The organism is Corynebacterium sp. KPL4015, assembly GCF_040225725.1.
GTDB lineage: Bacteria > Actinomycetota > Actinomycetes > Mycobacteriales > Mycobacteriaceae > Corynebacterium > Corynebacterium rhinophilum.
This window is the reverse complement of sequence record NZ_JBEHGF010000002.1, coordinates 114,926-127,942: the sequence shown is the minus strand read 5'-3', so window position 1 is coordinate 127,942 and position 13,017 is coordinate 114,926. Positions and strand designations below refer to the sequence as shown.

At 58.0% G+C, this 13,017-nt stretch carries 11 protein-coding genes; 1 reads left to right on the top strand and 10 read right to left on the bottom strand.

The window, feature by feature from the left end; all coding sequences use genetic code 11:
• Window positions 1-33 precede the first annotated feature (33 nt).
• Window positions 34-2,301: an acyltransferase family protein gene (locus ABRP64_RS01435; RefSeq protein ID WP_349865155.1), complete on the top strand. Its 2,268-nt coding sequence runs from the start codon at window positions 34-36 to the stop codon at window positions 2,299-2,301.
• 85 nt (window positions 2,302-2,386) lie between these two features.
• On the opposite strand, the gene ffh is transcribed toward ABRP64_RS01435, so the two are convergent.
• The 10 genes from ffh to ABRP64_RS01385 all read right to left on the bottom strand — a co-directional run bounded on the left by ffh (window position 2,387) and on the right by ABRP64_RS01385 (window position 12,975).
• The gene (gene ffh, locus ABRP64_RS01430; RefSeq protein WP_005278622.1) at window positions 2,387-4,027 is read right to left on the bottom strand and encodes a signal recognition particle protein; all 1,641 of its coding nucleotides are present in this window, start codon (window positions 4,025-4,027) and stop codon (window positions 2,387-2,389) included.
• A 51-nt stretch (window positions 4,028-4,078) separates the two neighbouring features.
• On the bottom strand, window positions 4,079-4,633 hold the full coding sequence (locus ABRP64_RS01425; RefSeq protein ID WP_349865153.1) for a hypothetical protein: 555 nt from the start codon (window positions 4,631-4,633) through the stop codon (window positions 4,079-4,081).
• The gene (locus tag ABRP64_RS01420) at window positions 4,609-6,210 is read right to left on the bottom strand and encodes a [protein-PII] uridylyltransferase family protein (RefSeq protein ID WP_349865151.1); all 1,602 of its coding nucleotides are present in this window, start codon (window positions 6,208-6,210) and stop codon (window positions 4,609-4,611) included. Before ABRP64_RS01420 ends, ABRP64_RS01425 begins: the two co-directional genes overlap by 25 nt.
• Before the next feature lie 6 nt (window positions 6,211-6,216).
• Window positions 6,217-6,555 (bottom strand): P-II family nitrogen regulator, encoded by a 339-nt coding sequence (locus ABRP64_RS01415; RefSeq protein ID WP_023022932.1) that lies wholly within the window; start codon window positions 6,553-6,555, stop codon window positions 6,217-6,219.
• Between the two features lie 228 nt (window positions 6,556-6,783).
• Window positions 6,784-7,152, bottom strand: a complete 369-nt coding sequence (locus tag ABRP64_RS01410; protein ID WP_005283678.1) for a Na+/H+ antiporter subunit G — start codon at window positions 7,150-7,152, stop codon at window positions 6,784-6,786.
• A 3-nt stretch (window positions 7,153-7,155) separates the two neighbouring features.
• Window positions 7,156-7,446 (bottom strand): cation:proton antiporter, encoded by a 291-nt coding sequence (locus ABRP64_RS01405; protein WP_005278611.1) that lies wholly within the window; start codon window positions 7,444-7,446, stop codon window positions 7,156-7,158.
• The gene (locus tag ABRP64_RS01400) at window positions 7,443-7,976 is read right to left on the bottom strand and encodes a monovalent cation/H+ antiporter subunit E (protein WP_005278609.1); all 534 of its coding nucleotides are present in this window, start codon (window positions 7,974-7,976) and stop codon (window positions 7,443-7,445) included. The genes ABRP64_RS01405 and ABRP64_RS01400 overlap by 4 nt, the downstream gene beginning before the upstream one ends.
• Window positions 7,977-9,518 carry a monovalent cation/H+ antiporter subunit D family protein gene (locus ABRP64_RS01395; RefSeq protein WP_284782188.1) on the bottom strand — a complete coding sequence of 514 codons (1,542 nt, stop codon included), beginning with the start codon at window positions 9,516-9,518 and terminating at the stop codon, window positions 7,977-7,979.
• Window positions 9,518-9,994 carry a sodium:proton antiporter gene (locus ABRP64_RS01390; RefSeq protein WP_284769575.1) on the bottom strand — a complete coding sequence of 159 codons (477 nt, stop codon included), beginning with the start codon at window positions 9,992-9,994 and terminating at the stop codon, window positions 9,518-9,520. The genes ABRP64_RS01395 and ABRP64_RS01390 overlap by 1 nt, the downstream gene beginning before the upstream one ends.
• A complete protein-coding gene (locus tag ABRP64_RS01385; RefSeq protein WP_349865149.1) occupies window positions 9,994-12,975 on the bottom strand; it encodes a DUF4040 family protein in 2,982 nt (993 codons plus the stop codon). The genes ABRP64_RS01390 and ABRP64_RS01385 overlap by 1 nt, the downstream gene beginning before the upstream one ends.
• Window positions 12,976-13,017: the final 42 nt, after the last annotated feature.

The window sequence follows — 13,017 nt, the reverse complement described above, 5'->3', positions numbered from 1 at the left end:
TTCCCCATGAGCAAGCGCACGAAATGACGTTTTATGACAAATGATTCTCCACGCAACTTTCGATACCGCTATGACCTCGATGGTCTGCGCGGTATCGCAATTGGCCTCGTAGTTATCTACCACGTCTTTGTCGGTCGTGTCTCTGGCGGCGTGGATGTCTTTTTACTGCTTTCCGGTTACTTCTTTTTAGGCTCACAGCTGCGCTATGCCGGCAAGCCCAACGCGTCATTGAACCCATGGTGGCCAATCTGGCGCACGTTGCGCCGCTTGGTACCAAGCCTTGTTTTGGTCATCGGTGTGACGTATATCTTCGTGCGCCTTTTCACGCCGCAGCTCATGCGCACTGAATTTACCCAGCAAATTACGGCAACCATGCTGTACTACCAGAACTGGGAGCTGGCGCGCCAACACGCTGACTACACTGCGGCCGCCGCCGATACTTCCCCGCTGCAGCATATGTGGTCGATGTCCGTGCAGGGCCAGTTCTACCTGATGGGCATTGCCTTTGCCCTCATCCTGGCTGCGATAATGAAATGGCGCCCGCAGCAATCTTCACTGCGCACAAACCGCTTCCCCACGGTCAACCAAATCGCCGGCCCCATCCTCATCGTGGTGACCATCATTTCCTTTGCCTATGCCTCGCGCCATGGGCTACACGGAACTCCAGAAAACTACTACTCCACGTGGTCACGCGCCTGGGAGTTGACCCTTGGTGCGGTTCTAGCCATCTACGGTTCTGCATGGAAGATTCCTGCGCGTTTTTATGATCTGTTTACTGGCCTTGGCCTTTTCATGCTGGTCTTTACCGGCGCCATCATCGCAGAGACCACCGCCTACCCAGGACCGCTCTCGCTTTTGCCTTTGGGCGGTGCCGTACTCATCATCTTGGGCGGTGGCGGCAAGATCTCCAAGGCCATGGCCTCTAAAAAGGCGCGCTGGCTAGGCGATGTCGCCTATCCACTGTATCTATGGCACTGGCCGCTGCTTATTTTGTCCACCTCGTACTTGGGCCAGCAGACCCCGTCGTGGTGGCTGGGCATCATTATTATTGCCATCTCCCTGCTGCTTGCAGATATCACGCATCGCTTCATCGAGCGTCCCCTGCGCCAGCACCGCAAGCGACCCTTGGCAGAGGATCTTCCAGCCCACAAGGCAGTCTCCAGTCTGTCCACTCGTGCCGGTGCCGGTCGAGCCATCGGCGGTGTCGTGGTCGCCAGCTGCGTCACGGCGCTGCTTCTCATTCAGCCGCTGTGGCTGCGCACCCTTAATATCGCCGACGCGGAAATGCTCAATCCCCAGCAATATCCCGGCGCTACCACGTTCATCAATGACATCACCCCGCCGGACGGAGTAGAGATCAAACCGGATCCTATCGTGGCTAGAGGGATCCAGCCGCCGGTTGCTGCAAACTGGTGCTTCGTGCCCGATAGCCAGCCCGCTGATTTCTTCTTTGAAACGCGCAGGGACGGCAAGACCCCCTGCATTTTCGGCGACACTACTGCCGAAAAGGAAGTCTATTTGGTGGGAGGATCCCACGCGGAGCAATACTCCTCTGCCCTCGACCGCCTCGGCCGAGAGATGGGTTTCAAGCTGGTTCCCCTCTTGCGCCAAGGTTGCCCCATCGAGCTTGGCGATGACGTCACGGTCAGCCCCGAATGCGCCGAGTGGGGTGAACTGGTCATGGACCGCATTGCCGAAGCCCAGCCAGAGTTGGTTATCTCCAATACCACCCGCCCGCAAAACGAATTCGGGCATGGCCCAGATGCTGTCCCCGCCGGCTACCAAGCCTTTTGGGAAGAACTATCCAAGCGCGATATCCCCTTCCTGGGTTTCCGCGATAACCCGTGGGGATTCGATGAGGACGGGGAGCCGCGCGAATTCGATGAGTGCTACGTTGCCACTGAGGACTCTGTGGGCTGCGGCATGCGGTTTGAGCAGGTTTACCAACCTTACGATCCAGGTGCCGTTGTTCTATCGCAGTACGAAAACATGCTGTCCCTCGATACCGCGCCGTGGTTCTGCGATGCTAATGGCGATTGCCCGGTCATCATCGGCAACACCATGGTCTACCGCGATATGCACCACATCACCAACGCCTTTGCTGATTCCGCGATGCCGATGATCCGAGAAGCCCTCACGCCCTTCTTGAACGGCGAAAAGGTCCAACAAGAGGCGCCAGAAATCTCCCCGGAAGAGGCAGAGGCAGCACTAGAGGAATCGCCAGCTGCCCCCACCACCGGTGGCACGCGGCGCGCCAACCCGGTGCCGTATCCCAATACCCTGGAAAACGACCCGGTGTAGACGCTCCCCCCCCGCGACGGCACACACAAAGGTGGCCCATCACCTGAGAGGTCATGGGCCACCTTCTGTTTATGTCTCTGCGCGGCTACTTTTTGCCCTTGCCAAAGTTGAGGTTATCGAGGTCGATATTCTCCATGCCCTTGGGCATCTTGGGCATGCCGGGGATCTTTCCACCGCCAAGGCCACCGGCACCGCCGGCACCGCCCATTTGCTGCTGCAGCTGCTGTAGCTCTTCCATCGACGGCATACCGCCGCCCATTCCTGGCATACCACCCGGCATCTTGGGGCCGCGGTTGCCACCGCCGCCCTTGCCCTTCTTGCGCTTACCGTTTTTGCCCTTGCGGCCCTTTGGCTTTTTCTTGGTGGCAGAACGTCCGCCACCGCCCATGCCAAATTGGCCGGCCATCTTGGACATCATCTTCTTGGCCTGGTTGAAGCGCTCAATGAGCTGGTTGACCTCAGAAACGCTTACACCGGAACCATTGGCGATGCGCTTGCGGCGCGACGCGTTCAAGATCTTCGGGTTCTCGCGCTCTTCTGGGGTCATACCGCGGATGATGGCCTGGATGCGATCCAGCTGCTTTTCATCCACCATGGCGGCCATTTCATTCATCTGCTTGCCGCCAGGCATCATCTTCAGCAGGTTGCCAATCGGACCCATCTTGCGGATCATCAACATCTGGTCCAAGAAGTCATTCAGCGTGAGCTCGCCGGAGCCAAGCTTAGAGGCTGCTTCTTCGGCCTTCTGGTGATCCAGGGTGGCTTCCGCCTGCTCAATCAGGGAGAGCAGGTCACCCATGCCCAGAATGCGGCTAGACATGCGCTCTGGGTGGAAGACATCAAAATCATCGAGCTTCTCACCGGTGGACGCATACAAAATCGGCTTACCGGTCACCTCACGAATGGACAGCGCTGCACCACCGCGGGCGTCACCATCCAGCTTCGTGAGAACCACGCCGGTAAAGTCCACGCCATCGCGGAAGGCCTCCGCCGTTTGCACGGCGTCCTGACCAATCATGGAGTCGATGACGAACAGGACTTCATCCGGATTGACGGCATCGCGGATATTGCGCGCCTGCGTCATCAGGGTTTCATCGATGCCCAGGCGGCCGGCGGTATCGATGATGACCACATCGTGCTGCTTCTGTTTTGCTTCAGCAATACCGCGCTTGGCGACGTCCACCGGGTCCCCGTGCGAGGTACCCATCTCGTGGTCATTGGAATCCAGGGAGGTACCAGGATCTGGGGCGAAGGTCGGGACCTCCGCGCGCTCGCCGACGATCTGCAGCTGCTGCACGGCTCCTGGGCGCTGCAAGTCACAGGCCACGAGCATCGGGGTGTGTCCCTGCTTCGTGAGGTGCTTGGCCAATTTACCGGCCAAGGTGGTTTTACCAGCACCCTGCAGACCGGCCAGCATGATGACGGTCGGTGGATTCTTGGCCAAGTTCAACCGGCGGGTTTCTCCGCCTAGGATCTCAATGAGCTCCTCATTGACGATCTTGACCACCTGTTGGGCGGGGTTGAGCGCCTCAGATACTTCCGCGCCACGGGCGCGTTCCTTGATGCGCTTGATAAACCCGCGCACCACCGTCAGAGAAACGTCAGCTTCCAGCAAGGCCAAACGAATCTCACGAGTCGTGGCGTTGATATCCGCCTCAGTTAATTTGCCCTTGCCGCGCAGGCCCGCCAGGGCTGACTGTAGGCGGTCTGATAGTGAGTCAAACACTACGGATGCGCTCCCTTAAATTAGATCGATCTAAAGTTCAATTATTCAATCTTAGTCCCTAGCCAGGGCCCTGGTCACATTCCCCACCACCTGGGCGCGCGAAACCGAAGCTCCAAAGAACACATGCACAATCATCGTGGCGCCCAGGATCTCATGGCGCAGCCACATAAACTCCGGCAAAGACTCCACCAAATAGCCCAATGCACCTATTCTCTCGACGGTACGAATCTCCAAAATACCACCCACGTTAAAGGCCGCCGTCGTGGGCTCACCTGCGATATCGGGAAGCTCTTTGTACGTACGCGAATTATAGGACTGGATAAACCTATCCGGTTCCGCGGCCTCTGTGAGCGTCTTTTGCACAGTGCGGATGACAAACTCCGCCTGATAGCTACCAGCATCACCCTGTACGAAATTGGCCCGCACAATCGTCCACCCCAAGGCTGAAATCAGCGCAAAAATGCGCTTAAACTCTGCCTTATTGGCACCGGACCAGGTCACGGTGACCACTTCCTCCTGCCAATCAACCGCAAGCCCTACCCCATACTCGTCCTGCGGAACACGGACTAAGGGGCGGGTGACTATGCGCGGCTTATTCGCTTCCAAAGCGCGGGCGACGATAGGGCCTGCGCCTGTGCGGTGCGAGCAGACCACACGCCAGGGCCTGTTGATAAGGCATCCGCCTTGGATAAGGTCTCGAGCAGCGAAATGGTCAATTGATCATAATGGCACGCATTCAATAGGGCATCGCGCGCGGCATCCGAACTCGGATCCATCGTCGCTGCCAATCGCGCCAGGCTCGTATGCTCTGCCACCACGGTTTGCACGCGGGAAATATCTGCAAGATTAAAGCGCATGCGCGCGGCCTGCCGCGCCACCATCTCTGCTCCTACTTGCTCGTGCGGGCGGTCATGTCCCTTGCCTAAATCGTGGTACAACGCGGCCAGGAGGAGCAGATCCGGGCGCGCCACCGAGGTCCGCACCTCGGCGCAGCGCGTGACGGTGGCGACGAGGTGGTAGTCAACAGAATGCATGTGGCTGCGTTCTCTGGGCAGTAATCCGCGCACATGACCCCATTCTGGGACCAAGCGCTCCCACAGCCCATAGCGATCCAGCTCCGCAATCACCCGCGGGGTATGAGACGGCGAAGACAAAATGGCGAAAAAGTCATCCACGGCCGCCCGCGGCCACCGCTCCGGTGGAGCCGGCAGCTCCTGCAGTACCCGCCATGTCGTTGCGGAGACGGAATAGCCTGTCCGCGCTGCGGCCGCCGCGACTCGGGTCAACAGCCATGGGTCTGCACGATTGGGTGTGCGGGCCAAGGAGATAACGGCACCATCAGCCACGACGTCCACGTCAAGGGGCCTGCGCACACGGTCGCGCCCCTGCGCCGGACCAGCACCCCGGCTACCCAAAACGCCGCGGGCTGTGGCCAAGCTACGCTCTACCGCTTCATCGACAGCAGAAGCTGCAGTAACCAGTGCCGCCGTTAGCTCATAGCGGCTGCTAAAACCTAATTCATCAGCGACATCTGCGGCAAAGTCCGGATCCAAAATATCGCGGTGCCGATGAGCCTTGACGTGCAGCAGGGTCCGTGCATCGAGTAACAACCGCCGCTCTTCTTCCAGCACAGGCAGATCGCACAGGTTTCCTAGGGCCAAAGCACGCAAGAGCTGAATATCGCGCAATCCCCCGCGCCCGTTTTTCAGATCTGGGTTAGTCATGGTGGCAACGGCGCCAGAACGGTTCCACCGTGCGATGGCGGTATCGACGAAGCGGTCAAACCCCCGCTGCAACTGTCGACGCCACGCGTGTAGGAGGCGTTGACGAGCGTCATCGACAAGCGGCTTCTCGCCAGCAATATACGTCAGATCCAATTGTGCGAAGCCAGCTGAGGCATCCTGCAAGGCGATCTCGGCGCACTCCTGCGGGGTACGCAGGGCAAAATCCAACCGATACTTGGCATCCCACACCGGATACCACAAGTCCTCTACCAAGCGGGGATCTGGCTCGTAATCCTCCGGAAAGATCAAGATGACATCAATATCGGAATAGGGAGTCATCTCCTGCCTGGCTAAAGAGCCAGTGGCAGCTAGCGCCGTGTGCGGCGGCAGATCTAAATCCTGGAGCAGGCGCACCGCCGCGTCATAAGCCTCGCTGCGAAGAGCGGATGCTGCCACCATTTTTGCTTAAAGGGCGGTCTCGCCGCGCTCCCCGGTGCGGATACGGATGACGTCTTCTACCGGGGTAATCCAAATCTTGCCATCGCCAATCTTGCCGGTATAAGCGGCATCCACGATGGCGTCAATGAGCTCTTCCACCTGGTCATCAGCGGTCAAAACTTCTAATTTCACCTTGGGTACAAAGTCCGTCGCGTATTCGGCGCCGCGGTAGACCTCGCTGTGCCCACTCTGTTGCCCAAAGCCCTGGCTTTCGGTCACTGTAAGGCCGTGTACATCCTGCTGTTTTAATGCCTCCCGGATATCCGGCAGAGTAAACGGCTTAACGATGGCGGTAATTAGTTTCATTTAATCCTCCTGAAGAAAAGTATAAGTCGGCGGCCAGGCGCGGCGCGGATATGCTGCGTTCTAGTCTAACCCCGCACGACTTCCGAATGTGCCCGAATTACAGTTGCAGCCGGTAAATTAAGGCTGGATCCGCTGCTGTACGCACCGCATCTGCCCAAAAGAAACGCGGGCCGTACATCCTCCATGGAGAAAGTACGAACCCGCGCTGCACACTAGGGAAAGATAACCCTAGATTTCGTCTTCATCAGCGTAGACGGTCTGAATTTTCTCATTATTGTGTTTGGCGTGTTTAACGTCAGTAACCGCAACACCGTAGATGGAACGCCCCAGGTAGAACGAACCCACCGAGCCGATAATCCAGACACCAAAGCACGCGATGAGGCCCTTGATAAGGAGGCCTAGTGAAAAGCCATCCTGCCCAAAATCCACCACTAGCTTGGCGAGGATAATAAGCGGCACCGCCAAACCCACGGTCGGACCCATCAGGTTGGCACGGGTCAAGGCATCCGGTGCGCGCCACAAGGAGACCACGGTTGCCACCACGAGGATCGTGGCCACAATGAGCAGAACCGAAGCAATAATCTCGTATACAGCCATGGCTTATCGCCGCCCTTTCGAAATAATGCGGGCCATAGACAAGGTCGGCAAAATACCGGCAGCGATGGCGCCAATCAGGGCAATGTCATAGGCTAATGGGGCATTATTGATCATTGACCAACCGAGGTACATGCAGATCATGCCGTAAAAGACAATGTCTGACATCACCGCGCGGGTGAGCTCGTCACGGGTGCGCAGCGCCAATAGCACCCCGCACCAGGCTGCCCCGCCCATGATGAACACGCACACCAGTACAACCCAACCGAATGGGGACAATGTTGCAAAATCAATCATCGGTCGGTCTCCTTCCTGCGTTGAATTTTCCGGGCGAGGTGCTTGGGCTTTTCGACGTCCGCCTGGCTCTCCGAAAGCGGAGTGTCCTCCGCCCGCGCGAGATCCGGTGAGCGCATATAGCGGCCGAGCGTATCCAAGGGGAATTCGTAGAAAGCCTCATCGAGTTCCGTCGTATCCCCTTGCCCAGGCACGCCATAGTCGATGCTCTTGACGCGCGGGGCCAAGTGCTCTTCCATATCGGCTAAGTCAGCCACAATCGCCGCAGGATCGGAACCCTGGACCGCTTGTACTAGCACGATGCGGGGCAAGCCCTTCCGCGGCGGTTCGCGGAGCCCCAAGGACAGCGTGCCAGGGGTAGCGGTGATGGACGAGGTGAACCAGAAGATCTCCCAGGCGCTGGTAACGCGCAGTGGATACCGGATGATGACCGGGTGGTATTCGTTATCGGGCTTAAATGCTGACATCGCCAGGGTGAACCCAGCAACGAAAATTTCTTTGATGAGCCAGAGTGCATAGGCTACGGCATGCATTTATCGGCCCTCCTGAATGTCATCGATATTAGGTAGTGCGGCTGAGTCATCGTCCAAGATGGTGTCAGTATAAGCCGTCGTGTCCAGCAATTGGTCTGCTGCGGTTTCCACCGCATCAATGACCACGCCGGAGAAAATGAACATGCCCAGCGAGACCAAGATGAGCGCTGCAGAAGGCGCCATCAATTTCTTGCGAATGATGAGCTCATCGGGAACCTTGTCCGAGGGCAAATCGTGTCCCCAGAATGCTTCGCGCCAGACGCGCAACATCGCCAAGAATGCTGCGAAGGAGGCGATGATTATGGCGGCAATCGCAATCCAGGCCCAAGCCCCGCCATTGCGGGCGACCTCGAAGACGATCATGAGCTTGCCCCACATGCCGGAGAATGGCGGGAAGCCCACAACGGAGAAAGCACCAGCGGCAAAAATCCAGGCGATAATGGTATCGCGGCGCGCGAGGCCAGATAGCTTGGTCAAGTCACCCGTGCCGTAGGTCTCTTCGATGGCACCGGAGGCCAGGATCAACGAGCCAACGGTCACCATGTGGTGAATCGTGTACATGATACCGGCGGCCAGGGCGCGGCTCGGATCTTCCGAGGTAAAGGCCAGCATCACCAAGATGAATGGCATACCGTTGAGCATCTGGTAACCCAACACGCGGCGAATGGTCTTTTCGGTCAGGCCACCAAACGCACCGATCATCATAGAGATCAGCATGAGGACGATGATGATCACGTTCCACCGCTGCTCAAGATCGAAAAGCTGCACGTACAGCCGGTAAAGCATGTACACAGCAACCTTCGTGTGCAGGCCGGAAAATAGTCCCATCACCGCGGCCGACGTTCCAGGATAGGTACGCGGCAGCCAGGACTGCACTGGGAATACGCCAGCCTTGGCGGTAATCGCAATGAGAATAATGCCCGCAGCGACGGTCACCGGACCGTTGCCGGCGGCGGCCCCCTGCAGGGCGGCCAAGTTAACCGAACCGGTGACGGAATAGATATAACCGACACCAACCACCAGCAGCGTGGAGGCGAAAAGGTTAACGAGGACGAACGCGCGACCAGCTGCCAGGCGCGACCACGTACCAGACATGGTGATAAGGCCGTACGACGGCAGCAGCATGACCTCAATGAACACGAAGAAGTTAAAGAGGTCAGCGGTCAGGAGCGCACCGCACACACCGGTGATAAGAATCAGCGTGAGCGAAGGGTAATAACGGGATTTAGTCTCCCCGCCCACGATGGCGAACCAGTTGGCGCCAAAGGCAACGATCATCGTGGTGATGATCATCAGCGCGGAGAAGGCATCCGCAACGAGCGGAATACCCACATTGCCTACGTAGAGGCCCACGGTATGCGCCACTACCCCATTGTTCATGGTGTAGATCAACAGCCCCAGGCCGGCGAAGACACCGACTCCAGGGATGATGAGCATGATCGCATCGCGGACGGCGCGCCATGGCGCCAGCAAGGCAAGAGCCGCGGCAATGAGGGGAATTGCCGGGAAAAGTGGAAGAAGTTGGGCTACAACATCAGCCATTATTTTTCATCCTCCTTCTTCCTCTGTACCCCGCGCTCAGCCACAGGGGTGTCGTGGTCTACTCGGCCAATGCGATCGAGCTCATTTGCGGATTCTTCCAAGATTGCTCGATTCTGGGCATCGCGGCCCAAGGTAGAAAATGCGTGGTCGATGGTGTTGTCATCGACGGGTTCCACCACATCGGTGTCATCGTTTTTGCCCATTGCAGCCATGGTCAACAGGATGGTCGAGGTTGCCATGGAGATAACAACTGCCGTTAGAACGAATGCCTGCGGTAGCGGATCGGCCATCTGGTCATGGGGGACTTCCGAGGGAAAGGCTTCACCTCGGTAGGAGTACACGCCAGTGGCCAACAAGGTCAGGTTGGCACCGTGGCCGAATGCCATCATGCCCAATACAATGCGGACCAAGCCGCGTTGCTGAATGAGGTAGACGGCGCCACCGATGAGGATGGCGATTGTTAACGCGAGAATCATTACTTCTCCCCTCCTCGGTTGGCGTTAGAACGGCGACGTTGCTTTGTCTTTGTCTTTGCCTCTTTGGGGCTGAGCAAAGCCAGCGGATCCGTCGAAGGGTTGATTGGGTCTGGGTACGGATCGTCCGCATCCTCAACGGCAATCCGCGGCGTCGCCGGCAGGGCCGAGTCATCATCATGGACCCATGGCAGGTAGTCCCGCTCGGTACCAGGCCTGAGGTAGCCACCCAAGGCATTGATGGCCATCGTGAGCATACCCAGCACCGCCAGATAAATACCGAGGTCGAAGATGAGGGACGTCGTCCAGTGCTGGCCAAGGGCCTCACCGTGCAAGGCGGTAAGGAAACCACCATTGCCAAAGCCGTCGTGCCAGTAGCCAATAAAGCCTGCCAACAGCGCGGTAATGATGCCAATACCGGTAAGGTGCACGGGGGTCATGCGGCCGAAGACAATTTCATCGGAGCCGCGGGACAGGTAGGTAAGTCCGATGGCCGCACCCATGATGAGCGCAGCTGGGAATCCACCGCCGGAAGAATTGTGTCCGCGGAAGAACACGATGACGGACATGATGATGAGCAAAGGAATGACAATATTGATTCCCTTGCGCAGCGGCACGGAGTTCAGCTGTGACTGGCCGAACGGCGCCGGGCGCGTGCCCGAGCTGAACGGGAAGCGCGGCAGCGTGGTGGTAATGGCTGCGATAACGACGGCGGCCATGCCCAGCACGGACAGCTCGCCCAAGGTATCGAGTGCACGGAATTCCACGATGATGGTGGCCACGACGTTATCGCCACCCGTGATATCCGGTGCCTTGTCGAGGTACCACAGCGCCAGGTCCGAGCGTTCGTGCCGGCCCATCAGGCCCCAGACTCCGAGGAAGGCCGCAACACCGGCCAATACGGCGATGACGATGGAGCCCACCCTGCGAGATTTATCCGTAACCGGCTGGAAGGTCTCTGGCAGGTAACGCAGCACCATCATCATGACGACCACAGACAGTGCTTCCACCATGAACTGGGTAAGTGCCACGTCCGGTGCACCCAAGAGGAACATCTGCAAGGTAACGCCTGTACCCGCAATGCCGATCATGACGGCGCCGGTAAGGCGGTTCTTGGTGCGCACCAGCCCGAATACGGACAACGCAATAATGCCCAAAGGCAGAAGGTCCCACGGGTTGTCTAGCCCATCGACGCGCGGTTGCAGCGGTACGCCGTCGACTCCCTCGCCGAACAACGTAGTACCAGCAAGAACAATAACCACGATGACAATCGGCAAAATGTGGCGAGACGGATTGTGGGAATCGGACATTTTGCCCAATACCTGGCCGAGCTTGGCGCAGCCATCTTGCAGGCTTTGCAGGAGCTCGTTGCCGCTGCGCGGCATGAAGCTGCGTCCCTCGAAAGCCGGCCACATCTTCTTGCGGACAAAGATGGCCGCAATTCCGGCTACCAGCACGAGGATCGAAATGATAAATGGCACGTTGATTCCATGCCATACCGCAAGGTGAGCATGCGTTTCCATGCCCACGGCGCCAACGGCATGCTCCAAAGGCTCATCGAAAATGCCCAGGACGAAGACGAGCGGCAGGGACATAAAGCCCGGTAGCGCTGCAGGAAGCCACAGGGAAACTGGGGCTTCGTGGACATCGTCCATGGACCGTGGCCCATCGAAGAATGCGCCGAAGACGATCTTTGCAGAGTAGGTGAAGGTAAAGAAGGCACCGATTCCTGCCACGGCAAGCAAGATTGCTTGGCCTGCGCCGCCAATGGGGGCATCCTCAAAGGCAGTGAGCATGCCTTCCTTGGACACAAAGCCCAGCAGTGGAGGTACCGCAGCCATGGATGCGGCGCCGATGACTACAGAGCCAAACGTCCACGGCATCTTATTCCACAGCGGGCCAAGGCGTCGGATATCGCGCGAACCTGCTTCATGGTCAATGACGCCGATGAGCATGAACAGCGAGGACTTGAAGAGCGCGTGTGCCAAGGTGTGTACCAGTGCCGCACCGATGGCGAATGGGGTGCCGACACCGATAGTGGCGACAATCCAACCCAGGTGGGAAACGGTGGAATAAGCGGTCAGCTTCTTCAGGTCCGTCTTTTGTACCGCGAAGACTGCGGACATTACCGCCGTGCCCATACCGACGACGATGAGCACCCAGTTCCACACCGCAACGTCGTAAAAGATCGTGGAGAAGCGAATGAGCAAGTAGATGCCCGCCTTGACCACGGCCGCGGCGTGTAGGAACGCCGAGACTGGCGTAGCGGCGGCCATGGCTTCTGGCAGCCAGAAGTGGAATGGGAATTGAGCGGACTTGGTAAAGGCAGAAGCCGCGATTAGCACGGCAACGCTTGCGGTCACACCTGGACGTTCATCCCATACCGAGGATGCGAGGATCTCAGAAATGGTGGTCGAACCGGTGGTCACTGCGGCAATGCCTAATGCCGTCAATAGCGTAAGGCCACCGATAAACGTCAGAATTAAGGTGCGCTGGGAACCTGCCTCTCCCCCAGAGCCAGAACGCGCGATGAGCATGAAAGATGCCAAGGAGACAAGCTCCCAGGCGAGGAATAGGACAACAACGTCATTGGCCAGAACCAGTAACAAGATGGACAGCGTGAATGCCGTCATCAGTGTATAAAAGCTCGTATTTCCCTCGTTTTTAGGGAGATAGGCTGCCGAGTACGTCAACACGACAGCGCCAATGACAAGAGCCAACATGGCGAAGAAGATGCTCAATGCATCTCCACGCAGAGCGAAACTTACGTCAACCCCCGGCGCAATAAAATCGCGTACCCAGGTGGCTTCGAAACTGAGTTCCTCCCCGGCTGCAATGGCAGAAAAATCCTTAGCAATGAGCACCGCTGCAATGAGAAAAAGGCCAGCTAATGGATAGCCCGCCTGTCGGTCCATGACCTTTACGGTCACCGGTGCCAAGATCACTGCCAATGCCGCAAGGAGGACAGCAAAAAGTAGCGTCACGAAATACTTGCCTCACGAACCTTGGTCTTGGATTGGTGCGAA

Coding starts and splice junctions, on each gene's coding strand:
- ABRP64_RS01435 (WP_349865155.1), top strand. CDS start 34: ATGACAAATGATTCTCCACGCAACTTTCGATACCGCTATGACCTCGAT.
- ABRP64_RS01420 (WP_349865151.1), bottom strand. CDS start 6,210: ATGGTGGCAGCATCCGCTCTTCGCAGCGAGGCTTATGACGCGGCGGTG.
- ABRP64_RS01415 (WP_023022932.1), bottom strand. CDS start 6,555: ATGAAACTAATTACCGCCATCGTTAAGCCGTTTACTCTGCCGGATATC.
- ABRP64_RS01410 (WP_005283678.1), bottom strand. CDS start 7,152: ATGGCTGTATACGAGATTATTGCTTCGGTTCTGCTCATTGTGGCCACG.
- ABRP64_RS01405 (WP_005278611.1), bottom strand. CDS start 7,446: ATGATTGATTTTGCAACATTGTCCCCATTCGGTTGGGTTGTACTGGTG.
- ABRP64_RS01400 (WP_005278609.1), bottom strand. CDS start 7,976: ATGCATGCCGTAGCCTATGCACTCTGGCTCATCAAAGAAATTTTCGTT.
- ABRP64_RS01395 (WP_284782188.1), bottom strand. CDS start 9,518: ATGGCTGATGTTGTAGCCCAACTTCTTCCACTTTTCCCGGCAATTCCC.
- ABRP64_RS01390 (WP_284769575.1), bottom strand. CDS start 9,994: ATGATTCTCGCGTTAACAATCGCCATCCTCATCGGTGGCGCCGTCTAC.